The sequence below is a fragment of the Streptococcus oralis genome (assembly GCF_003942875.1).
Classification (GTDB): Bacteria; Bacillota; Bacilli; order Lactobacillales; family Streptococcaceae; genus Streptococcus; species Streptococcus oralis_BX.
Window position 1 is genome coordinate 198676 of the sequence record NZ_RMVK01000003.1, and the last position, 21375, is coordinate 220050.

The window sequence follows — 21375 nt, forward strand, 5'->3', positions numbered from 1 at the left end:
CCTTTTGTGCTATAATAAAGTAAAGTAGCAAGGAGTGAAAGAGAATGGAAAAGAAAATTGTCCGAGATGTCTTATTCTTGTCGCAGGTCTCGAAACCTGCAAGTCAGGAAGACCTTTATCTGGCTAAGGATTTGCAGGATACCCTGCTGGCTAATCGCGAGACCTGTGTCGGTCTGGCGGCTAATATGATTGGGGTGCAGAAGCGTGTCATTATCTTTAATCTTGGCTTAGTTCCTATGGTCATGTTTAACCCCATTCTCCTTTCCTACAAAGGACCTTACGAGACAGAGGAAGGTTGTTTGTCCTTGACTGGGGTGCGACCAACAACTCGTTATGAAACGATTACGGTTTCCTATCGTGATAGCAAGTGGCAGGAGCAGACTATTACGTTAACAGGTTTTCCAGCTCAGATCTGCCAGCATGAACTGGATCATTTGGAAGGACGGATTATTTAGGAGGAACTCAGATGAAACGAATACTATTTGAACTTGTTTTTATCGCAACGACCTGGTATATCTTTTTGCCACCCTTCAATTTAACTAGCTGGGAATTCATCTTCTTTCTCTGTGGGCATTTGGTGGTGATGGGGATTTTGTTTAGTTTCCGCAAGGATACCAATCTCCTTAAAACTGTTCATGTACGTCATGGCAAGGCTGCCAAAGATCTCAATCTAGAAGGATTCCTTTTTACCAAACTTAGTAGAGGATTGTTGCTGGCTGCAGGTATCATCTTTGCCCTTGCTGGTTTGGTAAGCCTAGTGACCTCTAGCTTTTTCCAAGCAAAAAATTATGCTAATGTGGTGTCTATCACAGAAAAAGATTTTAAAGATTTTCCTAAGAGTGATACCAGTAAGGTTCCAATCCTAGATCGGAGCACTGCTGAAAAGATCGGTGACCGTTATCTAGGCTCTCTGACGGATAAGGTCTCCCAGTATGTAGCAGCAGATACTTATACCCAGCTGACGGTTGATGGCAAGCCCTATCGGGTGACACCTTTGGAGTATGCCGACCCGATTAAATGGTTTAATAATCAGTCCAAGGGAATTGGCGAGTATATCAAGGTTGATATGGTGACAGGAAATGCGGAATTGGTAGATTTAAAAACGCCAATGAAGTATTCAGACTCTGAGTATTTTAATCGCGATGTCAAACGTCATCTTCGGATTAAGTACCCAACTAAGATTTTTAAAACGCCATCCTTTGAGGTGGATGATGAAGGCAATCCCTTCTATGTAGCAACCGTTTATCAAAAGCAGTTTGGTCTAGGAGTCCCTCGTCCTTCATCTGTTATTATCTTAGATGCTACCAATGGAGAAACCAAGGAATACAGCTTGGATGAAGTCCCAGAATGGGTGGATCGTGTCTATCCAGCAGAAGAAACCATCGAGCAAATCAACTACAACGGCAAGTATAAAGACGGCTTCTGGAATGCTTTGATTTCTAAGAAAAATGTTACCCAAACGACTGAAGGTTATAACTATCTTTCTATCGGAAATGACATTTATCTCTACACAGGTGTGACTTCAGCAAATGCTGACGAAAGTAATCTAGGATTTATCCTTGAAAATATGCGTACTGGTGAAATCACCAAGTACAATCTGGCTTCAGCAACCGAAGAATCTGCACGTGCTTCTGCAGAGGGAGCAGTGCAAGAGAAGGCCTACAAGGCTACCTTCCCTATTCTTGTCAATCTCAATGACAAACCGCTCTATATCATGGGCTTGAAGGACAATGCAGGCTTGGTCAAGGAGTATGCATTGGTCGATGCAGTGGAGTACCAAAACGTTATCGTAGCAACTACGGTAGATGAACTCCTCAGCAAGTATGCCAATAAAAACGACCTCGAGCTGGATAATGAAACGGTAGAAAATATCAAGGGAGTGGTTTCAGATCTTAAATCAGCTGTCATCAAGGGGGATACCGTCTATTTCTTTAAAGTTGATGGCAAGATTTATAAGGTCAAGGCTTCCGTATCAGACGACCTTCCTTACCTCGAAAATGGCCAAACCTTCGAAGGTCAAGTTGGAAAAGATAATTATCTCAAGACCTTTAAAGTACAATAATACTCTTCGAAAATCTCTTCAAACTACGTCAGCGTCGCCTTGCCGTACTCAAGTACAGCCTGCGGCTAGCTTCCTAGTTTGCTCTTTGATTTTCATTGAGTATAAAAATAGGTTTTCTCAGTTCAAGGAGAAAAAAGATAAATTCTTATCTATCTTGACAAGCTTAGCTGGCACAGCCCTTGTTATCGTGACTATCTGGTTAGGATAGCCAAAATAAACAAAGAAACCTCGGTATGAACCGAGGTTTTTAAGATGAAATTCTTGGTCGTGATTGAAAAATATGCTACACTAACAATATGAAAATTTTAATCCCAACAGCAAAAGAAATGAACACAAACCATCCTTGTATCGAAGCGCTCCCTTTGAGGGAAGAAAGTCAGGCAGTCCTTGACTCACTGGCGCACTACTCAGCTAGTGAATTAGAAAGTTTTTATAAGGTATCTGCCGAGAAAGCAGAAGAAGAGTATGCTCATATTCAAGCTCTAAAAGATCAGAGCGCTAAGAATTATCCAGCCTTGAAACTCTTTGATGGTCTCATGTATCGCCACATCAAACGAGATGGTTTAACCGAGGCTGAACAAACCTATCTTGAAAATCATGTCCTGATTACCTCGGCTTTATACGGTGTTGTCCCAGCCTTGTCGCCTATGGCTCCACACCGTTTGGACTTTTTGATGAAATTAAAAGTAGCTGGTAAAACCCTAAAGACTCATTGGAAGTCAGCCTACGATGAGGCCCTACAAGATGAGAACTTGATATTCTCACTCCTATCATCAGAGTTTGAAACCGTATTTTCGAAGGAAATCAGAGAAAAGATGGTGACCTTCAAATTTATGGAGGACAAGGCAGGTCAGCTGAAGATCCACTCAACTATTTCAAAAAAAGCCCGTGGAGCCTTTTTGACCGCCTTGATAGAGGGGCAAATCCATACAGTCGAACAAGCTCGCCAGCTCAGTTTTGCAGGTTTTGACTACCGACCTGATTTATCAAGTGATTTAGAACTCGTCTTTGTGAAACAAGCATAAAACCAGCTCATTCGAGCTGGTTTTTGCTAGATTAGTTGATGGCTGCAAGAAGGTCGTCAGCTTGTTTTGCAAGTGATGAAGAAGTTGCTTCTTCTAACACCAATTTTCCATCTGCCCAAGCAGAGTCATTGACGCGAGCAGCTGTAAACTCACCAACGACTTGTGTACGGATAAATGGCAAGAGGTCTTTATAAATAGCAAAGAGTTGATCGTGACCGGCATTGGCTACAGATGAGACAGTGACAAACTTGTCTTGGAGGGCAGAAGCACCACGTGTATCAGACAAGTCAAGGGCACGAGAGAGCCAGTCAAGCAAGTTTTTCACTGTTCCAGGGATAGAGAAGTTGTAGACTGGAGAGAAGATCCAGATAGCATCCGCAGCAAGGACTGCTTCACGAGCAGCAGCTACAGCTGGATGAGTTGGAACTTCCAAATCTTGGCTGAAGAGAGGAACAGCTGAGTAATCAAGATAGCTAACTTCTGCTTTTCCAGCAAGTGCTTTTTCAGCTTCGAGGGCCATTTGGTGGTTGAAAGAACCTTGGCGTAGTGAACCGACGATAAATAATACTTTTTTAGACATGACGTGTCTCCTTTAGTTTAAAATTCAAAGAGCGAACTCTTTTGTCACCATCTATGTTACAACAAATGATACTAATTAGCAATAATTTTGCTCACAAATTTTTAAATTTTTTTAAAATGCGGATTAAGTCTTCCTTTTCGCCATCTTCCAAGATGCTGAGTGCTTCTACGATAGAATCGATATGGTCAGGAAGAACCACTTCGATTTTTTTGCGTCCTGCAGGTGTTAATTTCAGGAAAAAGGAGCGACGATCCTTGGGGTCGCAAGTTCTAGAAATCCATCCATCTCGAACCATATTTCGAATGACAACAGTCATGTTTCCAGAAGTGGCTAGCATTTTTTCGATCAAATCCTGAATGCGTAGTTCCCCCTTGCTATAGAGGGTTTCCAAAACTGAAAATTGGGTGGGTGTTAGCCCCTGTTCTTTAGCAGCCTTGGCTTCATATGGTTTAAAAGTTCGTATGGCTTTATTGAGGACGATAGCCGTTTTTAAGTCTAGTTGATTATCGGAAATTTTCTCTTTCAAATATTGTTTCATAAGGTTATTTTATCAATAATGAGAGAGAAAAACAAGAACTTCTATTTTATAGGAAAAGAATCTTAGAATGTTCCTGTCTTCACTTGTAATAAAAGAGGAGAGATGGTAAAATAGACGAGTGAAACTAAGACAGAAAAAAGCAAAAAACAAGCTACTTATACAATACGAAATCGGCATTTCTCTGGTGCTACTAGTGCTGACTGGATCCTTTCTTTACCTGATTTCGCTTAGCATGAAACCCTATCAAGATGCTAGGGTTGAAGGAGAAAAACTGGCCAAGCAGTATGCAGAATTGGAAAAGGCAGATCAGGTTGATTTTTTTAATGGTTCGGAAGCTTATTACAGCCTTCTGGGACATAATAAAAAGCAAGAGGCCATTGCCGTACTGATTGAAAAGAATGACCACAAGATTTATGTTTATCAGCTAGATAAGGGGATTTCTCAAGACAAGGCAGCGACGATTTCGAGGGAAAAAGGAGCTAGCGACATTGATAAGATCACCTTTGGTCGTTATCAGGACAAGCCGATTTGGGAAGTTAAGTCAGGAAACCAGTACTATCTGGTCGACTTTGAAACAGGAGCAGTGATCCAATAAGGAGGGCATATGAAACTATCCAAACGTGTACTAGAGATGGAAGAAAGCGTCACTCTAGCCAGTGATGCAAGAGCCAAAGCATTAAAAGCTCAGGGAAAAGATGTTCTTTTCTTAACCTTGGGACAGCCTGATTTTCATACTCCTGAAAACATTCAGGATGCAGCGATAGAAGCGATTCGTGATGGACGAGCTTCCTTTTATACAGTTGCTTCAGGTCTGCCAGACTTAAAAGCTGCGGTTAATACCTATTTTGAACGCTATTATGGGTATTCTGTTGCAGCCAACGAGGTTACCTTTGCCACTGGTGCTAAGTTCTCTCTCTACACCTTCTTTATGGCTGTGGTCAATCCAGGTGATGAGGTCATCATCCCTACACCATACTGGGTCAGTTATGGAGACCAAGTCAAGATGGCAGAAGGTGTTCCAGTCTTTGTCCAAGCCAAGGAAGACAATCACTTTAAAGTAACAGTAGAGCAGCTAGAAGCGGCCCGAACAGATAAGACCAAGGTCTTGGTTCTCAATTCACCATCGAATCCGACCGGTATGATTTACACTCGTGAGGAATTGATGGCTATCGGAAATTGGGCTGTTGAACATGATGTCCTCATCCTAGCAGATGATATCTACGGACGTCTGGTCTATAACGGAAATGAATTTGTTCCAATCTCTAGTCTGTCAGAAGCCATTCGCAAGCAAACCATCGTGATTAACGGTGTATCTAAGGCCTATGCCATGACTGGTTGGCGGGTAGGTTATGCTGTGGGAAATCCTGAGATTATTGCTGCCATGAGCAAGCTAACAGGACAAACAACCTCTAACTTGACTGCCGTATCGCAATATGCTACCATTGAAGCCCTAACTGGACCGCAAGACTCTGTTGAAACCATGCGCCAAGCCTTTGAAGAGCGCTTGAATACCATTTATCCTCTCTTGTGCCAAGTCCCAGGTTTTGAAGTTGTCAAGCCCCAAGGAGCCTTCTATCTCTTCCCAAATGTTAAAAAAGCGATGGAGATGAAGGGTTATACCGATGTGACAGAGTTTACAACGGCTATTCTCGAAGAAGTCGGACTTGCCTTGATTACAGGAGCCGGATTTGGAGCACCAGAAAATGTTCGTCTCAGCTATGCCACAGACTTGGATACTTTGAAAGAAGCTATTCGTCGTTTGCATCAATTTATGGAAAAATAAAACTTAGAATCTTCGCCTTTTTAGCGAAGATTTTTTGTAACGAAAATCTCGCGATTTTTCTCTAGTAGAACCTAGCTATCACAGTCTATTTATGGTAAAATAGTGGGTAATGATGTCTTCGGACAAGTTAAACGAAAAAAGGAAGATAGATTATGACAAAACGTGTAACAATTATCGATGTAAAAGACTACGTTGGTCAAGAAGTGACCATCGGAGCCTGGGTTGCCAACAAATCTGGAAAAGGGAAAATTGCCTTCTTGCAATTGCGTGATGGGACAGCCTTCTTCCAAGGAGTTGCCTTTAAACCAAACTTTATTGAAAAGTTCGGTGAGGAAGTGGGACTTGAGAAGTTTGATGTCATCAAACGATTGAGCCAAGAAACTTCTGTTTATGTGACAGGAATTGTCAAAGAAGACGAACGTTCTAAGTTTGGCTATGAGTTGGATATTACAGACATCGAAGTGATCGGTGAATCTCAAGATTACCCAATCACACCAAAAGAACACGGAACAGACTTCTTGATGGACAACCGTCACTTGTGGCTCCGCTCTCGCAAGCAAGTAGCGGTGATGCAAATCCGTAACGCTATCATCTATGCAACTTATGAGTTTTTCGACAAGAACGGCTTCATGAAATTTGATAGCCCAATTCTTTCAGGAAACGCGGCTGAAGATTCAACAGAACTCTTTGAAACAGACTACTTCGGAACGCCAGCCTACTTGAGTCAATCTGGTCAGCTTTACCTAGAAGCAGGGGCTATGGCTCTTGGTCGTGTATTTGACTTTGGTCCAGTATTCCGTGCTGAAAAATCAAAAACGCGCCGTCACTTGACTGAGTTCTGGATGATGGACGCAGAGTACTCTTACTTGACACACGATGAGTCACTTGACTTGCAAGAAGCTTATGTGAAAGCTCTTCTTCAAGGCGTTTTGGATCGTGCGCCTCAAGCCTTGGAAACCTTGGAACGTGATACAGAGCTTTTGAAACGCTACATTGCAGAGCCATTCAAACGCATTACTTACGATCAAGCCATTGACCTCTTGCAAGAGCATGAAAACGATGAAGATGCTGACTACGAGCATTTGGAACATGGCGATGACTTTGGTTCACCACACGAAACGTGGATCTCAAACCACTTTGGTGTGCCAACATTTGTCATGAACTACCCAGCAGCTATCAAGGCCTTCTACATGAAACCAGTTCCTGGAAATCCAGAGCGCGTGCTTTGTGCAGACTTGCTTGCACCAGAAGGTTACGGAGAAATCATCGGTGGTTCTATGCGTGAGGAAGACTACGATGCTCTTGTGGCTAAGATGGAAGAACTGGGCATGGATCGTACAGAATATGAATTCTACCTTGACCTTCGTAAATACGGCACAGTACCACATGGTGGATTTGGTATCGGTATCGAGCGTATGGTCACTTTCGCAGCTGGAACCAAACACATCCGTGAAGCTATTCCATTCCCACGTATGTTGCACCGTATCAAACCGTAAAATAAATCAAAACGCCCTAGGGGCGTTTTTTCAAAGTAGAAGAAAGAAGAGGTGAGGGACATGTAAAGCACAGATTAACAAGTGACAGACACAAAGATATATACACTTGTTAAAGGAGAAATGATGTTTAAACCAAATTATCGGAAGAATATCGGTCTCATGGCTGGGGTAGAATTTTTTGCCTTTTTGGGCATTACTAGCTTTTGGATTCTATTTCTCAGTCAAAACGGGATGTCGCTTTGGCAGATTGGCTTATTGGAAAGTATTTTTCATGCCACCAGTGCCATTTGTGAAATTCCCTCTGGAATGTTAGCTGACCGCTATTCATATAAAACCAATCTTTATCTCAGTCGGATTGCTGGGATTGCGTCGTCTATTCTCATGTTACTAGGGCAAGGTAATTTTTGGATTTATGCACTCGCTATGGTGGTGAGTGCCTTGTCTTATAATTTTGATTCGGGGACGAGTGCAGCTATGGTTTATGATTCGGCCGTGGAGGCTGGATTAAAAGAGCGCTACTTGTCTATCTCAAGTTTTATGTCAGGAGTAGCAGAAGGAACTCGGTCTTTGGGGACCGTTTTAGCGGGATTTTTTGTCCATGGTCAATTGCACTTGACCTACTATATCATGATTGCCACTTCTATAATCGTCCTATTCTTAACTTGGATGCTAAAAGAGCCTAGTGTTAAAGCGCAAAAATCTGAGCGTCTGACCATGAAAAAGATTATGTTGACTGTTAAAGAGGAGCTGCAGAGAAATCCCAGTCTTTTTGGTTGGATGATTCTGTCCCAAATCATCGGGACACTGATGTGCATGTTTTATTTTTACTATCAAAATCAACTGCCGGACTTAGAAGGATGGCAGATTTCGATGGTTATGCTGATGGGCAGTGCTTTGAATATCTGGGCAGTTTATCTAGGAAGTAAGATTGGAAAGAAGTATTCCGCCTTAAAGCTCTTTCCAATTCTTGTACTCTTGACGGGAGTGACCTACTTACTTTCCTACTTTGGTACGCCACTGATTTATATTTTGATTTATTTGATTAGTAACGCCTTATATGCTCTCTTTCAACCGATTTTTGACAACGATTTACAAAATCGACTCCCAAGTGAGGTACGTGCAACCATGCTAAGTGTCTACTCCATGATGTTCAGCCTGAGTATGATTGTTATTTTTCCTCTGACGGGGTGGCTGATTGATGCTCTAGGTTTTGTAGAAGCCTTTATTTACTTAGGATTCTTTTTAGTAATAGTCGGCTTTTCACTATTCTTCATTTTGAAAGAGATGGCCAGAGCTTTAGAACTGAAAGAGAATATTATTTCTAATCAATAGAGTTATTTTTCATTTTTATCTTTTTTATCTTTTTTCTCTTGCTATCTACTAGTATTTCTAGTATAATAGTTAATTGTGAGCAAACCTCACTTACCCCTTGCAAAGACTAGGGGTCATTAGACCAAAAGGAGGAACATATCAATGGCTAAATACGAAATTCTTTATATCATTCGTCCAAACATTGAAGAAGAAGCGAAAAACGCTTTGGTAGCACGTTTTGACTCTATCTTGACTGACAACGGTGCAACTGTTGTTGAATCAAAATCATGGGAAAAACGTCGTCTTGCATACGAAATCCAAGATTTCCGTGAAGGACTTTACCACATCGTTAACGTTGAAGCAAACGACGACTTAGCTCTTAAAGAGTTTGACCGTCTTTCAAAAATCAACGCTGACATTCTTCGTCACATGATCGTCAAACTTGACGCGTAAGAAGGTAAATTATGATTAACAATGTTGTACTTGTAGGGCGTATGACACGTGACGCTGAGTTGCGTTATACCCCATCAAATGTAGCAGTTGCGACTTTTACTCTTGCAGTAAACCGTACATTTAAGAGTCAAAATGGCGAACGTGAGGCTGATTTCATCAATGTCGTTATGTGGCGCCAACAGGCTGAAAATCTTGCTAACTGGGCTAAAAAAGGCTCTCTTATCGGGATCACAGGCCGTATCCAGACTCGTAGTTACGATAACCAGCAAGGACAACGTGTCTACGTAACAGAAGTCGTGGCTGAGAATTTCCAAATGTTGGAAAGCCGCGGAGTGCGTGAAGGACATTCAGGTGGAGCTTATTCTGCACCAACTGCTGGTCAATCAGCACCTGCAAACCCAGTACCAGACTTTTCACGTTCTGAAAATCCATTTGGAGCAACCAATCCATTGGACATTTCAGATGATGATTTACCATTCTAATGGACAATTAATACTATAAAGGAGAAAAAACATGGCTCAACAACGTCGTGGCGGATTCAAACGCCGTAAAAAAGTTGATTACATCGCAGCAAACAAAATTGAATATGTTGATTACAAAGATACTGAGCTTCTTAGCCGTTTCGTTTCAGAACGTGGGAAAATCCTTCCTCGTCGTGTAACAGGAACTTCAGCTAAAAACCAACGTAAAGTAACAACAGCTATCAAACGCGCTCGCGTAATGGCTTTGATGCCTTTCGTAAACGAAGATTAAAAAAGAGGTCCGGGGGACCTCTTTTTCATAAGCTCGGAAATAAGAAAGCGAATTAAGACCCTTACGGGTCTTTTTTCACGAGCATGGAAATGAGAAGGCGAGTTCGGTCTGGGTGGACCTCTTTTTCAGATTTTTATGGGACTTTGTTAGAAAGGATTCCCTGTTGACCTAGTAAGATTCTTTTATCTTACTAGGTTTTTCTTTTAATCTTTATTATCGTGCTATAATGGTAGGAGAAAGCTATAAAGGAGCAACTTATGAAGACGACATGTTCAATTAGAAAAATGCAAGAATCTGACATAAAAGATCTATCTCGAGGATTTATCAGCCAAGGTTGGCCAAGTAGAGAGGAGATTTTAACTCGATACTTTAAGGAGCAAGAAAGTGGGGAGAGAGAAGTCTTAGTTGCAGAGGTTGAGGGTGCTGTAGCGGGTTATATCACAATTTTGCCCTGCGCTAAGCAGGGGCCTTTTGCTGGAATGGCTCCAGAACTTTCAGATTTCAATGTCTTTGAACCCTTTCAAAATCAAGGTATTGGAAATCTCTTGCTGGAAGAAGCAGAAAAACGAGTTAGGCTCATATCGGATAAGGTGACTCTTGGTGTTGGGCTCCATTCAGGGTATGGACCTGCCCAGAGATTGTACATCAAACGAGGCTATATTCCAGATGGGACGGGTGTTTGGTATCAGAACCATCAACCGGCCATGAATGCGGTTTGTGAAGATATAGGAGAATTGGTCTTGTATCTGTCGAAAAATTTGTTTTAAGACAGATTTTATAAGATTTAAATTTTAAATATAGTAAACAATCACAGTCCCTTTTTCATTCGAAAAAGGGATTTTTTTGTTTGAAATTGTTTGATTTATTCCTCAAAGTGGTAAAATATAATTGTTTGAAATATCAAGATAAAAATAAATATCGAAAAAAACATATAAGGTTTAGTTTTTTAAAATACGGATTCTTTTGAAAAGTCTTAAAATTTCCTAAAATAAGGCTTTTTAAAGGTTGTAAATAAAATTGTTACAAAAAGGTTACAAATTGTTAAAATTAAATTAAATGCAATAATATAATTTGGAAAAAATTTGACATATAAATTAATTGACGGTAAAATAATTAAGATAATCAAATTAATTGATTTGCGCAATAATTCGATATAAAGATTAATCTGATGTGTCAAATTTTATTATAGTAGAAGGATAGCGTAATGAAGAAACTGAAAGTGATGGTTGTTTTTGGAACACGACCAGAAGCTATTAAAATGGCCCCTTTAGTGTTAGAATTGCAAAAACATAGTGACAGCATTGAGACGATTACAGTTGTGACAGCTCAGCACCGTCAAATGCTTGATCAAGTTCTTGAAACTTTTAGCATCGAGCCACATTATGACCTGGATATTATGGGGAAAAATCAATCCCTCTTAGATATTACTGGAAAAATTTTAGAAAAGTTTGATCCAGTTGTTAAGCAAGAACTTCCAGATATAATTCTTGTTCATGGAGATACAACAACAACTTTTGCAGCAAGTTTAGTTGCTTTCTATAATCAGGTACGTATCGGCCACGTTGAAGCCGGGCTAAGGACCTTTGATAAGTATTCTCCTTTCCCAGAAGAAATGAACCGTCAGATGACAGATAATCTTGCGGATCTCTATTTTGCTCCAACTAGTGAGAGTAAAGAAAATCTCCTCAAGGAAAATCACCCTGAGTCTGCTATTGTCATTACGGGAAATACAGCCATTGATGCCTTGAAACTAACCGTTCAATCGGATTACTATCATGAAGTTTTAGATCAATTGGATCCAGATAAGAAACTTGTATTGGTAACCATGCACCGTCGTGAGAATCAAGGTCAACCAATGAGAAATGTCTTTGCAGCTTTACGTGAGATGGTCGATCTTCATCAGGAAATTGAGGTTGTTTATCCTGTTCACCTTAGCCCTGCTGTGCAAGAAGCAGCAAACGATATCTTAGCTGGTCACGATCGTATTCACTTGATTGAGCCTTTAGATGTACTTGATTTTCATAATTTGGCTTCAAGAAGCTATTTTATCATGACTGACTCTGGAGGTGTTCAGGAAGAGGCGCCTTCTCTCGGCAAACCTGTCCTTGTCCTTCGTGACACGACGGAACGTCCAGAAGGAGTAAGAGCAGGTACGTTGAAGCTAGTTGGTACGGATCCAGTATGTGTGAAAGAAGCGATGGCAGCACTCTTAACAGATGAAACTCTTTATAGACAAATGTCTCAGGCACCAAATCCTTATGGAGATGGAAGAGCCTCTGAACGAATCGTACAATCCATTCAACAGTACTTTGGGGCAGCGACTTCGGTATCTGAATTCAAGGGGGGGAAATAAGATAAAATGAAAAATTGGAGTCAATTTAAAAACTGGCTTATGGCTTTGCTTGCCTGTGAGGTCATTCTTTTGGTACTTTGTTTTTTGTATGCTCGAGCAATCATTTTAGAACAAATCTTGTTTTTAGCTTTAGCCTTGTTTGCAGTGTTGGTATTATCTGACCTTTTGCTTACTTGGACCCTTATCTTAGCATTTGGCTTTGGACTTATCGTTTTGGTTGCGGGTGTGGTTTATATCCCAATCATTCAACTGATCTTCTTATTGATCAGTTTTCCACTTTTGATTGGGATTCTACTTAAGGTTCGTTATTATTTCTTCAAGGTGGCCTCAAAGGTCCAAGAACAGGAAGACGAAGCTCGAGCAGATTACCAAGCTATGGTCACTGAACAAAGTGATGTTACGGTTCAATCTCTATTGATTCATTGGGCACATGAAGATTTGTTCTTCCAGATTAAACCAAAAGAACATAACCAGATGCTCAGTCGTATTCAAGAGGAAATTGCTCAGGAATTGAGTTACAATGATAAGCTCTATTACGTTTCGGATGGTAATTTTCTCGTTCTATCGAGTACTAACCAACATTCTTTGAAGGAACTTTACTTTAGTGGTTTGCAGGAGAAACTGAGCAGTTTAGTTTTTCATGGAGAAGACGGCAATCAAGGAATTCAGTTCCAAACAGGCTATTTGGTGATTAACTCTGATAATAAAGATAAATACCAAGACTACGCAGATGTTGCCAGTCATCTCAAACGTCAACTAGAGACAGATGTAATTGTAGAATATTAGGAGGAAAACATGACTTTGACCGAACTATTTTTTGGTATTGCTTTGGGACTCAGTCTCTTTTTTGGCATTTGTTTTATCATATTATTTATTGCATACAATATTCTTTACCATCGAGTGAACAAAAATTTTAAGGCGGTGAATCATGATTAGTCAAATGTTAATGATTTTTACCTTGCTTACAATTTGGATTTCTCTAGCTTGGGGCTTGGTAATTCTCTTTTCGGCAGTACACTTTTGGTTTAAACACAGTGATTTTCGTGTGGATACTTCGCCGCTACCTTATTATCCTAAGGTTACCATTGTTGTTCCTGCTCATAATGAGGATGTGGTTATTGCCCAAACGGCAAAAGCTATCTTGGACATGAATTATCCTCACGACCGTGTGGAATTGCTCTTATTTGCGGATAACTGTTCGGATAACACCTATGCAGAATGTTTGTCTGTACAAGCCATGCCTGAATATGCAGGAAGAAATCTGACTATTATTGATCGTACTGGTACGGGAGGAAAAGCGGGCGTTTTAAACGATGCTTTGGAGATGGCAACAGGCGAATACATCTGTGTCTATGATGCAGATGCCATGCCTGAAAAAAATGCTCTTTATTTCCTTGTGAAAGAAGTGATGAAGGATCCAGAACGTCATGTGGCATCTTTCGGCCGCAACAAGACTCGAAATGCCAATCAAAATTTCTTGACTCGTTGTATCAACCAGGAAATCGTTGTTACTCAGCGCGTGCACCACGTTGGGATGTGGCATCTCTTTAAAATTGGGCGTATCCCAGGAACCAACTTTATCATTCAAACCGACTTTGTAAAGAGTATCGGTGGTTGGAAAAATGGTGCCTTAACCGAGGATACAGATATTTCCTTCAAAATCATGCAGAGTGGTAAATTGATTGCCCTTGCCTATAATTCAGAGGCTTTCCAACAAGAACCTGAAACCTTAAAGAGTTACTATATGCAACGGAAACGTTGGGCGAAAGGAAATTATGAAGTTGTTCTTTCAAACTTTAAGCATTTATTTGGCAGAGCAAACTGGCGTGTTAAATTAGAAGTTTTTAACTATTCGTGTGTTTTCTTTTGGTTTAACTTTGCCATTGTTCTATCGGATTTGATTTTCCTAGCGAATGTGCTAGCAATCTGCCTTAATCTTTTCTTCCCAGATATCAGGGTTCCGTTCGCTTTTGATGCGGACAATATCTATATCGCCCAGCTCATGCTCTTTAACTGGATTCTCATGATTGGTCTCTATTTGATGCAAATTATGACAGCATTGGCAAGTCAATTTGGACAAGCGACGACAAAGCAAATCTGGTTGGCTTTGGCTGCCTATTTCACTTATGCACAGATGTTTATCGTTGTTTCTGTTGATTCCATTTCTTCAATCGTTCTGGACAAGGTACTCCGAAGAAAAGAAACCAAGTGGGTTAAAACCAAACGGTTTGCAGGATAGGAGGTTCTATGAAAACGAATAAATTAAAATATGTCTGGTTTGTACTCATCCTTTCTATCTTTTGTTTAGCCTTGTTTTTAGCAAGAGGAAGGACTAAAATTGAGATGCGGAATCGAATTTACAGCCAATGGAGTCAACAGTTCCTTGTTACAAAAGGCGATCAGTCTTATGTTCGTACGACGAATGATTCTGAGGAAACGACGGTTCTATCAGAAGCCCAAAGTTACGGCATGCTCATAACGGTTTTAGCAGCCCAAAAAGGGCAAGCAACACAAGCAGATTATGAAAGCCTTTATCGCTATTACCAAAATCATCGTATCGAGGGAACGCAGTTGATGTCTTGGAAGCAAGTGATCACAAATGGTAGTGAAACGGTCGAGAAACAAAATGCAACTGATGGAGATCTCTATATCGCTTATTCTTTGATTGAAGCTGACAAGCAGTGGCCAGATAAAGCACAGGAATACCAAGCGCAAGCTAAAAAAATCTTGGATGATATCCTTAAATACAATTATAATGAAGAGACAGGTGTCCTAACAGTAGGGAACTGGGCAAACAAGGATTCCGATTATTATTACTTGATGCGGACGTCTGATACTCTTCCTCACTATTTCCAATCTTTCTATGACCTGACTGGAAATAAACAGTGGTTAGATGTTAAGGATAAGATGCTTGGCCAACTAGAGCAAATCAGTTCTCATTCTGATACGGGTCTCTTGCCAGACTTTATCTGGGCTGAGAAGTCTGGGGCACGTCTTGTTGATGCCAATACTATCGAATCTCAATACGATGGGGCGTACTCTTATAACGCTTGCCGTTTGCCTTATCACTTGTCACAGAGTCAGGATGAAAGAAGCCAAAAACTCGTTCAAAAGATGATGGATTTCTTTATGAAAGAGCAACGCATTTATGCTGGTTATGACTTGAACGGAACGGCCCTCAATCAATACCAGGCAGGTAGTTTCTTGGCACCGATTACCTATGCGTCTGATAAGGGAGAAGGTTATCTGAAACTTCTTCAACAAAATAAATACATTTTCACACAAGATTTACCTTTGGACAACTACTATGATGCAACGATGATTACCATGATTGCTCTAGAGATGTTCTAGGATGAAAAGAGAGGGCTAGTTTTTCTGGCTCTCTTTTTGATAGGATTTTCATCTTTTTTCAAAAAAGGAATTTCATCAGCTTTATGGTATAATGGAAGGAGTGATAAAAAAGAGGTAGAGAGATGGATGCAAAATTAAAATACAAGGCAAAGAAGATTAAAATCGTCTTTTTTGATATTGATGATACCTTGCGTACGTCAAAGAAAGGTTTTATTCCAGCTACAATTCCCACTGTCTTTAAACAGTTACGTGAAAAAGGAATTTTAACAGGAATTGCCTCTGGGCGTGGTATTTTCGGTGTCGTTCCAGAGATTCGTGAGCTCAAGCCAGACTTTTTTGTAACTCTGAATGGGGCTTATATCGAAGATAAAAAAGGCCAGGTCATTTATCAGCATCAGATTGACAAGTCAGATGTTGAGGAGTACATTTCTTGGACAAAGCGAGAGGGAATTGAATATGGCTTGGTTGGTAGTCATGACGCCAAACTCTCTACGCGAACAGAACTGATCAGTGAGGCGATTGACCCGATTTATCCAAACTTGAATGTGGATCCTAACTTCCATGAAAAAGCGGACATTTACCAGATGTGGACCTTTGAGGAAAAAGGGGATGACTTGCGGTTACCAGATAGTCTCTCTGGTAAACTTCGCATGGTGCGTTGGCATGAACATTCATCTGATATCGTGCCGATTTCAGGATCCAAAGCAACTGGTGTAGCCAAGGTGGTGGAGCACTTAGGCTTGAAACCAGAGAATGTCATGGTCTTTGGGGATGGTCTCAATGACTTGGAACTCTTTGATTATGCTGGAATCAGTATTGCTATGGGTGTTTCCCATGAAAAAATCAAAGAAAAAGCAGATTATATTACAAAAACAGTAGAAGAAGATGGCATTTTTGATGCTTTAGAAGGATTTGGTATGGTAGAAAAAGAATTGCATTTCCCACAAGTAGAAATTGAAACAGTAGAAGGTCCTCTTGCGACCATTAAGACAAATCACGGAGACTTGCGTATCAAGCTTTTCCCTGAACAGGCTCCTAAAACAGTGGCTAACTTTGTTGCTCTGTCAAAAGATGGTTACTATGATGGTGTCATTTTCCACCGAATTATCAAGGACTTTATGATCCAAGGTGGAGACCCAACTGGTACTGGTATGGGGGGCGAGTCAATCTACGGTGACTTTTTTGCAGATGAATTTTCTGAAGAACTCTATAATATCCGTGGTGCCCTTTCTATGGCCAATGCGGGTCCAAATACCAATGGTAGCCAGTTCTTTATCGTGCAAAACCAACACTTGCCGTACTCTAAGAAAGAGATTGCGCGTGGTGGCTGGCCTGAACCAATCGCTGAGATCTATGCAGAACAAGGTGGAACTCCTCACCTTGACCGCCGCCATACTGTTTTCGGGCAGTTGGTAGATGCTGAATCATTTGCGATCTTGGATGCCATTGCAGCTGTTGAGACTGGTGCAATGGACAAACCAGTTGAAGATGTAGTAATTGAAACGATTGAAATTGAGGACTAGAATGAAAATTGGTGATAAGCTAACTGGGCGTATTACAGGAATTCAGCCCTATGGTGCCTTTGTTGAGTTAGAGACAGGGGTGACAGGGCTGATTCACATCTCGGAGATTCGGACGGGATTTATTGAAAATATCTATGACATTTTAAAAATTGGCGATGAAGTCCAAGTTCAGGTGGTGGATTTTGACGAATACACTGGGAAGGCTAGTCTTTCCATACGTACCTTGGAAGAGGAAAAGCATCAATTACCAAGACGGAGACGTTTTTCAAATGATCGGATCAAGCACGGTTTTGCGCCTCTTGCCCGAATGATGCCTGTTTGGACGCGCGAGGCATTAGAGCATTTAAAGAAGAAGCCATAAATACGATTATCTAAATCATTTGTAATATTAACATCATTTGTTATAATAAAAGTATGAAAGAAGAACAATTATTAAAACCAGGAGAGCGAATCAATCAGCTCTTTTCGACAGATATCAAGATCATCCAAAATAGAGAGGTGTTTAGCTATTCGGTGGATAGTGTTCTCTTGTCACGCTTTCCACGCTTTCCTAAAAATGGCTTAATTGTGGACTTTTGTGCTGGCAATGGTGCAGTAGGACTTTTTGCAAGTAGTCGTACCAAGGCAAAAATTCTCTCTGTAGAAATTCAGGAGCGTTTGGCGGATATGGCTGAGCGTTCGGTTCAGTTGAATGGCTTGGAAGAGCAGATGCAGGTCATCTGTGATGATTTGAAAAATATGCCAGCCCACATTCAGGGAAGTAAGGTGGATATGATTTTATGCAATCCTCCTTATTTTAAGGTGGATCCGCATTCTAATCTCAACGAGAGTGAACACTACCTTCTGGCCAGACACGAAATTACAACTAACTTAGAAGAAATCTGTCGAAGTGCTCAGAGTATTCTCAAGTCTAATGGCCGTTTGGCTATGGTCCATCGTCCTGATCGGCTCTTGGATATCCTAGATATGCTCAAACGCCACAATTTGGCACCCAAGCGCTTGCAATTTGTCTATCCGAAACGTGAGAAGGAGGCCAATATGCTCTTAATCGAAGCTATCAAGGATGGATCGACCAGTGGCTTTAAGGTCTTGCCACCACTCATCGTTCACAATGATAATGGTTCCTACACACCAGAAATTCAAGAGATTTACTATGGATCATAAGGCCTATATGTATGTGGTAGAGTGTCGTGATGGTTCTTACTATACAGGCTATACAACGGATGTGAAGAGACGTCTTGCCGTTCATAATAGTGGTAAGGGAGCCAAGTATACCCGAGCTCGCTTGCCAGTCAAACTCATCTATGTAGAGGGTTTTGCCAGTAAGGAAGAAGCCATGTCTGCAGAGGCTCTTCTCAAACGCAAGAAACGTCCACAGAAAGAACGATTTTTATCCGAAAATCAAGAGAAAAATCTAGTCAACCATATTGATATCTAACGAGGAGTCTTTTGGCTCCTCTTACTTTTGTCAAAAGAGGAAAAAAGTGCTAAAATAAGATGAATAAATTTAAAGAGGTATTATCATGTCTAAGATTCTAGTATTTGGTCACCAAAATCCAGACTCAGATGCCATCGGGTCATCTGTAGCCTTTGCTTATCTTGCAAAAGAGGCTTATGGATTGGACACAGAAGCAGTAGCACTTGGAACTCCTAATGAAGAAACAGCCTTCGTTTTGAACTATTTTGGTGTAGAAGCACCACGCGTCATCACATCTGCTAAAGCAGAAGGTGCAGAGCAAGTTATCTTGACTGACCACAATGAATTCCAACAGTCAGTGTCAGATATCGCTGAAGTAGAAGTTTACGGAGTAGTGGATCACCACCGTGTGGCTAACTTTGAAACTGCAAGCCCACTTTACATGCGCTTGGAACCAGTTGGATCAGCGTCTTCTATTGTTTACCGCATGTTCAAAGAACATGGTGTAGCAGTTCCTAAAGAAATCGCAGGTTTGATGCTTTCAGGTTTGATTTCAGATACCCTTCTTTTGAAATCACCAACAACTCACCCATCTGATAAAGTGATTGCGCCTGAATTGGCTGACTTGGCTGGTGTCAACTTGGAAGAGTACGGTCTTGCTATGCTGAAGGCTGGTACGAACTTGGCAAGCAAATCTGCTGAAGAATTGATCGACATCGATGCTAAGACCTTTGAACTCAACGGAAATAAGGTTCGTGTTGCCCAAGTGAATACAGTTGATATTGCTGAAGTCTTGGAACGCCAAGCAGAAATTGAAGCTGCAATGCAAGCGGCTAATGCAGCAAACGGCTACTCTGACTTTGTTTTGATGATTACAGATATCGTCAACTCAAACTCTGAAATTCTGGCTCTTGGATCAAACATGGACAAGGTCGAAGCAGCTTTCAATTTCAAACTTGAAAACAACCACGCTTTCCTTCCAGGTGCTGTTTCACGTAAGAAACAAGTGGTGCCTCAGTTGACTGAAAGCTTTAATGGGTAATTCTTAATGAATATTTGGAACTGTTAATTTGACTATTTATAGAAGGTGATAGCATGATGCGATTGATTGAAGGACTGCGCTTTTTGGTTGAGGTGGTGGCAATCCTTGGTCTTTTCTCCGTATCTGTGATACAAATTTCTTGGCTGGAAAAATTCCTATTTTTTCTTCTAGCAGTTCTATTAATCTTATTTTGGGCGCGATACATGGCACCAAAATCTCCATATGCTTTTAAAAAATGGCATCGCCTCGTTGCTGAGACATCGATTTTTATTTTGGTTAGTGGTAGTTTTTGGTATTTGTATGGATTGCAAATAGGAATCCTCTACTTAGCTCTGTCTTTTGGAAGTTTGGGTCTGCTTTATTATTTTCAGCTAGAGTGATTCTTATAATATAGTTAATGAATTATTTAAATGGTAATTATTTGACTGGAGATTGACACGAGAAAACAGTGTTTTCCATATAGCTAAAGGGGTTTCGGCTCCTTTTTTTCTAGGAGAGAAAGATGTTAGAAAATGGTGATTTGATCTTTGTGAAGGACCTTTCAGATATGGGGCAGGCCATCCAGGCTTCTACTGGGAACTATAGTCATGTAGCCATCTTTTTGGACGGTTTCATCTACCATGCTAGTGGGCAAGCTGGTGTTATCTGTCAAGAACCGGCTGAATTTTTTGAACCGACTCATCTTTACGACCTTTATGTCTATCCAGAGCTGGAAGCTGACTTGGTGAAGGAGAGAGCTAGCAAACATTTAGGTGCACCCTATAATGCCTCGTTTTATCCGGATGGGAATGGCTTTTATTGCTCCCAGTATATCGCTGAAATCCTACCGATTTTTGAAACTATTCCCATGAAATTTGGGGACGGGGAGCAGGAGATCAGTGATTTTTGGAGGGAATACTACAGGAAACTCGAACTTCCAGTGCCTCTGAATCAACCAGGGACCAATCCTAGTCGACTAGCAGCATCCCCTCTTTTAGAATGTAAAGAAAGGAATCTTCATGATTCAGATTTTTAATCCCTCTCGTTTGACTCGGCAGCCATTTTTTATAGATTTAGTGGGCTATCTGGATCAGCATGATGATGTGATCCTTCGAGAAATCAAGGCCCAGTTTCCAGATGTAGCAGTTGATAAGCTCATGGAAGAGTATATTAAGGCAGGTTTGATCCTAAGGGAAAACAAACGTTATTCCCTTAATCTCCCTTTTCTAGAATCAATAGACAGTCTATCCCTTGACCAAGAAATTTTTATCAGAGAGGATAGTCCAGTTTATCAAGCCTTGCTGGAGAAGAGTTTTGAGACAGAATTGTGCAATCAAACCAATGCCGCCATTTTAGTCGAACATACGGACTTTGCAAGAGAAAAGATGACCTTGTCCAACTATTTCTACAAGGTCAAGAATCAATATCCTTTGACAGAAAAACAGCAGAAACTCTATGATATTTTAGGAGATGTTAACCCTGAGTATGCCCTCAAATATATGACGACTTTTTTGTTAAAATTCCTCAAAAAAGATCAACTGATGCAGAAACGCTGTGATATCTTTGTGGATAGTTTGGTCGTCCTAGGCTATATTGTGCAAAACGAAGAAGGGAAGTATGAGTTGGCTGTTGATTTCGACAAGGAGAGATTGTCTTTCTATTTACCTTAATTGCTTCATTTTGAGCAGATTGTTTGACTTTACTAAAGA

General features: G+C 40.8%; 26 protein-coding genes. 24 read left to right on the forward strand and 2 right to left on the reverse strand.

Going from position 1 to position 21375, the window contains the following annotated elements; all coding sequences use genetic code 11:
- Positions 1–44: 44 nt before the first annotated feature.
- The 4 genes from D8844_RS04595 to yaaA all read left to right on the forward strand — a co-directional run bounded on the left by D8844_RS04595 (position 45) and on the right by yaaA (position 3087).
- On the forward strand, positions 45–455 hold the full coding sequence (locus tag D8844_RS04595) for a peptide deformylase (RefSeq protein ID WP_125414333.1): 411 nt from the start codon (positions 45–47) through the stop codon (positions 453–455).
- 11 nt (positions 456–466) lie between these two features.
- Positions 467–2062 (forward strand): hypothetical protein, encoded by a 1596-nt coding sequence (locus tag D8844_RS04600; protein ID WP_125422253.1) that lies wholly within the window; start codon positions 467–469, stop codon positions 2060–2062.
- 85 nt (positions 2063–2147) lie between these two features.
- Positions 2148–2270 carry a DUF3953 domain-containing protein gene (locus D8844_RS04605; RefSeq protein ID WP_125422256.1) on the forward strand — a complete coding sequence of 41 codons (123 nt, stop codon included), beginning with the start codon at positions 2148–2150 and terminating at the stop codon, positions 2268–2270.
- Positions 2271–2358: 88 nt separating this feature from the next.
- A complete protein-coding gene (gene yaaA / locus D8844_RS04610; protein WP_125422258.1) occupies positions 2359–3087 on the forward strand; it encodes a peroxide stress protein YaaA in 729 nt (242 codons plus the stop codon).
- Positions 3088–3118: 31 nt separating this feature from the next.
- Here yaaA and D8844_RS04615 read toward each other — a convergent pair whose 3' ends face one another.
- The gene (locus D8844_RS04615) at positions 3119–3667 is read right to left on the reverse strand and encodes an NADPH-dependent FMN reductase (RefSeq protein WP_125422261.1); all 549 of its coding nucleotides are present in this window, start codon (positions 3665–3667) and stop codon (positions 3119–3121) included.
- 91 nt (positions 3668–3758) lie between these two features.
- Positions 3759–4205, reverse strand: a complete 447-nt coding sequence (locus tag D8844_RS04620; RefSeq protein WP_125422264.1) for a MarR family winged helix-turn-helix transcriptional regulator — start codon at positions 4203–4205, stop codon at positions 3759–3761.
- 118 nt (positions 4206–4323) lie between these two features.
- On the opposite strand from D8844_RS04620, the gene D8844_RS04625 reads away from it, so the two are divergent.
- From D8844_RS04625 to D8844_RS04720, 20 genes are all read left to right on the forward strand, one after another.
- Complete coding sequence (locus D8844_RS04625) at positions 4324–4800, forward strand: cell wall elongation regulator TseB-like domain-containing protein (protein ID WP_125422267.1); 477 nt, start codon at positions 4324–4326, stop codon at positions 4798–4800.
- Between the two features lie 9 nt (positions 4801–4809).
- Positions 4810–5988 (forward strand): pyridoxal phosphate-dependent aminotransferase, encoded by a 1179-nt coding sequence (locus tag D8844_RS04630; protein ID WP_125422269.1) that lies wholly within the window; start codon positions 4810–4812, stop codon positions 5986–5988.
- 152 nt (positions 5989–6140) lie between these two features.
- Complete coding sequence (gene asnS, locus D8844_RS04635) at positions 6141–7484, forward strand: asparagine--tRNA ligase (protein ID WP_070696298.1); 1344 nt, start codon at positions 6141–6143, stop codon at positions 7482–7484.
- Positions 7485–7607: 123 nt separating this feature from the next.
- Complete coding sequence (locus D8844_RS04640; protein WP_084880242.1) at positions 7608–8816, forward strand: MFS transporter; 1209 nt, start codon at positions 7608–7610, stop codon at positions 8814–8816.
- A gap of 141 nt (positions 8817–8957) precedes the next feature.
- Positions 8958–9248 (forward strand): 30S ribosomal protein S6, encoded by a 291-nt coding sequence (gene rpsF, locus D8844_RS04645; RefSeq protein ID WP_033606150.1) that lies wholly within the window; start codon positions 8958–8960, stop codon positions 9246–9248.
- 11 nt (positions 9249–9259) lie between these two features.
- Positions 9260–9730 carry a single-stranded DNA-binding protein SsbA gene (ssbA, locus tag D8844_RS04650; RefSeq protein WP_000609595.1) on the forward strand — a complete coding sequence of 157 codons (471 nt, stop codon included), beginning with the start codon at positions 9260–9262 and terminating at the stop codon, positions 9728–9730.
- A gap of 31 nt (positions 9731–9761) precedes the next feature.
- Positions 9762–10001: a 30S ribosomal protein S18 gene (gene rpsR, locus D8844_RS04655; RefSeq protein WP_000068664.1), complete on the forward strand. Its 240-nt coding sequence runs from the start codon at positions 9762–9764 to the stop codon at positions 9999–10001.
- A gap of 257 nt (positions 10002–10258) precedes the next feature.
- On the forward strand, positions 10259–10768 hold the full coding sequence (locus tag D8844_RS04660) for a GNAT family N-acetyltransferase (protein WP_084880244.1): 510 nt from the start codon (positions 10259–10261) through the stop codon (positions 10766–10768).
- Between the two features lie 437 nt (positions 10769–11205).
- On the forward strand, positions 11206–12354 hold the full coding sequence (gene wecB, locus D8844_RS04665; RefSeq protein ID WP_125422272.1) for a non-hydrolyzing UDP-N-acetylglucosamine 2-epimerase: 1149 nt from the start codon (positions 11206–11208) through the stop codon (positions 12352–12354).
- 6 nt (positions 12355–12360) lie between these two features.
- Positions 12361–13140, forward strand: a complete 780-nt coding sequence (locus D8844_RS04670; RefSeq protein WP_125422275.1) for a hypothetical protein — start codon at positions 12361–12363, stop codon at positions 13138–13140.
- A gap of 142 nt (positions 13141–13282) precedes the next feature.
- Complete coding sequence (locus tag D8844_RS04675; protein ID WP_125422279.1) at positions 13283–14593, forward strand: glycosyltransferase family 2 protein; 1311 nt, start codon at positions 13283–13285, stop codon at positions 14591–14593.
- Positions 14594–14601: 8 nt separating this feature from the next.
- On the forward strand, positions 14602–15705 hold the full coding sequence (locus D8844_RS04680; RefSeq protein ID WP_125422281.1) for a family 8 glycosyl hydrolase: 1104 nt from the start codon (positions 14602–14604) through the stop codon (positions 15703–15705).
- 122 nt (positions 15706–15827) lie between these two features.
- Complete coding sequence (locus D8844_RS04685; RefSeq protein WP_125422284.1) at positions 15828–17228, forward strand: bifunctional Cof-type HAD-IIB family hydrolase/peptidylprolyl isomerase; 1401 nt, start codon at positions 15828–15830, stop codon at positions 17226–17228.
- A gap of 1 nt (position 17229) precedes the next feature.
- Positions 17230–17589 (forward strand): S1 RNA-binding domain-containing protein, encoded by a 360-nt coding sequence (locus D8844_RS04690; protein WP_000689618.1) that lies wholly within the window; start codon positions 17230–17232, stop codon positions 17587–17589.
- A 53-nt stretch (positions 17590–17642) separates the two neighbouring features.
- The gene (locus D8844_RS04695; protein ID WP_125422287.1) at positions 17643–18392 is read left to right on the forward strand and encodes a tRNA1(Val) (adenine(37)-N6)-methyltransferase; all 750 of its coding nucleotides are present in this window, start codon (positions 17643–17645) and stop codon (positions 18390–18392) included.
- Entirely contained in the window at positions 18382–18666 is a 285-nt protein-coding gene (locus tag D8844_RS04700) for a GIY-YIG nuclease family protein (RefSeq protein WP_000349630.1), read from the forward strand. Before D8844_RS04695 ends, D8844_RS04700 begins: the two co-directional genes overlap by 11 nt.
- 85 nt (positions 18667–18751) lie before the next feature.
- Positions 18752–19687: a manganese-dependent inorganic pyrophosphatase gene (locus D8844_RS04705; RefSeq protein WP_125394576.1), complete on the forward strand. Its 936-nt coding sequence runs from the start codon at positions 18752–18754 to the stop codon at positions 19685–19687.
- 53 nt (positions 19688–19740) lie between these two features.
- A complete protein-coding gene (locus D8844_RS04710; protein ID WP_125422289.1) occupies positions 19741–20067 on the forward strand; it encodes a DUF2568 domain-containing protein in 327 nt (108 codons plus the stop codon).
- Between the two features lie 122 nt (positions 20068–20189).
- Positions 20190–20702: a YiiX/YebB-like N1pC/P60 family cysteine hydrolase gene (locus D8844_RS04715; protein ID WP_125422292.1), complete on the forward strand. Its 513-nt coding sequence runs from the start codon at positions 20190–20192 to the stop codon at positions 20700–20702.
- Positions 20686–21336, forward strand: coding sequence for a DUF1803 domain-containing protein (locus tag D8844_RS04720; protein WP_125422294.1), 651 nt, complete (start codon positions 20686–20688; stop codon positions 21334–21336). Before D8844_RS04715 ends, D8844_RS04720 begins: the two co-directional genes overlap by 17 nt.
- The last annotated feature ends 39 nt before the right edge of the window (positions 21337–21375 follow it).

Bases quoted from the DNA above. Each gene is read 5' to 3' on its own strand.
- D8844_RS04595 (WP_125414333.1), top strand. From the start codon at position 45: ATGGAAAAGAAAATTGTCCGAGATGTCTTATTCTTGTCGCAGGTCTCG.
- D8844_RS04600 (WP_125422253.1), top strand. From the start codon at position 467: ATGAAACGAATACTATTTGAACTTGTTTTTATCGCAACGACCTGGTAT.
- yaaA (WP_125422258.1), top strand. From the start codon at position 2,359: ATGAAAATTTTAATCCCAACAGCAAAAGAAATGAACACAAACCATCCT.
- D8844_RS04615 (WP_125422261.1), bottom strand. From the start codon at position 3,667: ATGTCTAAAAAAGTATTATTTATCGTCGGTTCACTACGCCAAGGTTCT.
- D8844_RS04620 (WP_125422264.1), bottom strand. From the start codon at position 4,205: ATGAAACAATATTTGAAAGAGAAAATTTCCGATAATCAACTAGACTTA.
- D8844_RS04630 (WP_125422269.1), top strand. From the start codon at position 4,810: ATGAAACTATCCAAACGTGTACTAGAGATGGAAGAAAGCGTCACTCTA.
- asnS (WP_070696298.1), top strand. From the start codon at position 6,141: ATGACAAAACGTGTAACAATTATCGATGTAAAAGACTACGTTGGTCAA.
- D8844_RS04640 (WP_084880242.1), top strand. From the start codon at position 7,608: ATGTTTAAACCAAATTATCGGAAGAATATCGGTCTCATGGCTGGGGTA.
- rpsF (WP_033606150.1), top strand. From the start codon at position 8,958: ATGGCTAAATACGAAATTCTTTATATCATTCGTCCAAACATTGAAGAA.
- ssbA (WP_000609595.1), top strand. From the start codon at position 9,260: ATGATTAACAATGTTGTACTTGTAGGGCGTATGACACGTGACGCTGAG.
- rpsR (WP_000068664.1), top strand. From the start codon at position 9,762: ATGGCTCAACAACGTCGTGGCGGATTCAAACGCCGTAAAAAAGTTGAT.
- D8844_RS04660 (WP_084880244.1), top strand. From the start codon at position 10,259: ATGAAGACGACATGTTCAATTAGAAAAATGCAAGAATCTGACATAAAA.
- wecB (WP_125422272.1), top strand. From the start codon at position 11,206: ATGAAGAAACTGAAAGTGATGGTTGTTTTTGGAACACGACCAGAAGCT.
- D8844_RS04670 (WP_125422275.1), top strand. From the start codon at position 12,361: ATGAAAAATTGGAGTCAATTTAAAAACTGGCTTATGGCTTTGCTTGCC.
- D8844_RS04675 (WP_125422279.1), top strand. From the start codon at position 13,283: ATGATTAGTCAAATGTTAATGATTTTTACCTTGCTTACAATTTGGATT.
- D8844_RS04680 (WP_125422281.1), top strand. From the start codon at position 14,602: ATGAAAACGAATAAATTAAAATATGTCTGGTTTGTACTCATCCTTTCT.
- D8844_RS04685 (WP_125422284.1), top strand. From the start codon at position 15,828: ATGGATGCAAAATTAAAATACAAGGCAAAGAAGATTAAAATCGTCTTT.
- D8844_RS04690 (WP_000689618.1), top strand. From the start codon at position 17,230: ATGAAAATTGGTGATAAGCTAACTGGGCGTATTACAGGAATTCAGCCC.
- D8844_RS04695 (WP_125422287.1), top strand. From the start codon at position 17,643: ATGAAAGAAGAACAATTATTAAAACCAGGAGAGCGAATCAATCAGCTC.
- D8844_RS04700 (WP_000349630.1), top strand. From the start codon at position 18,382: ATGGATCATAAGGCCTATATGTATGTGGTAGAGTGTCGTGATGGTTCT.
- D8844_RS04705 (WP_125394576.1), top strand. From the start codon at position 18,752: ATGTCTAAGATTCTAGTATTTGGTCACCAAAATCCAGACTCAGATGCC.
- D8844_RS04710 (WP_125422289.1), top strand. From the start codon at position 19,741: ATGATGCGATTGATTGAAGGACTGCGCTTTTTGGTTGAGGTGGTGGCA.
- D8844_RS04715 (WP_125422292.1), top strand. From the start codon at position 20,190: ATGTTAGAAAATGGTGATTTGATCTTTGTGAAGGACCTTTCAGATATG.
- D8844_RS04720 (WP_125422294.1), top strand. From the start codon at position 20,686: ATGATTCAGATTTTTAATCCCTCTCGTTTGACTCGGCAGCCATTTTTT.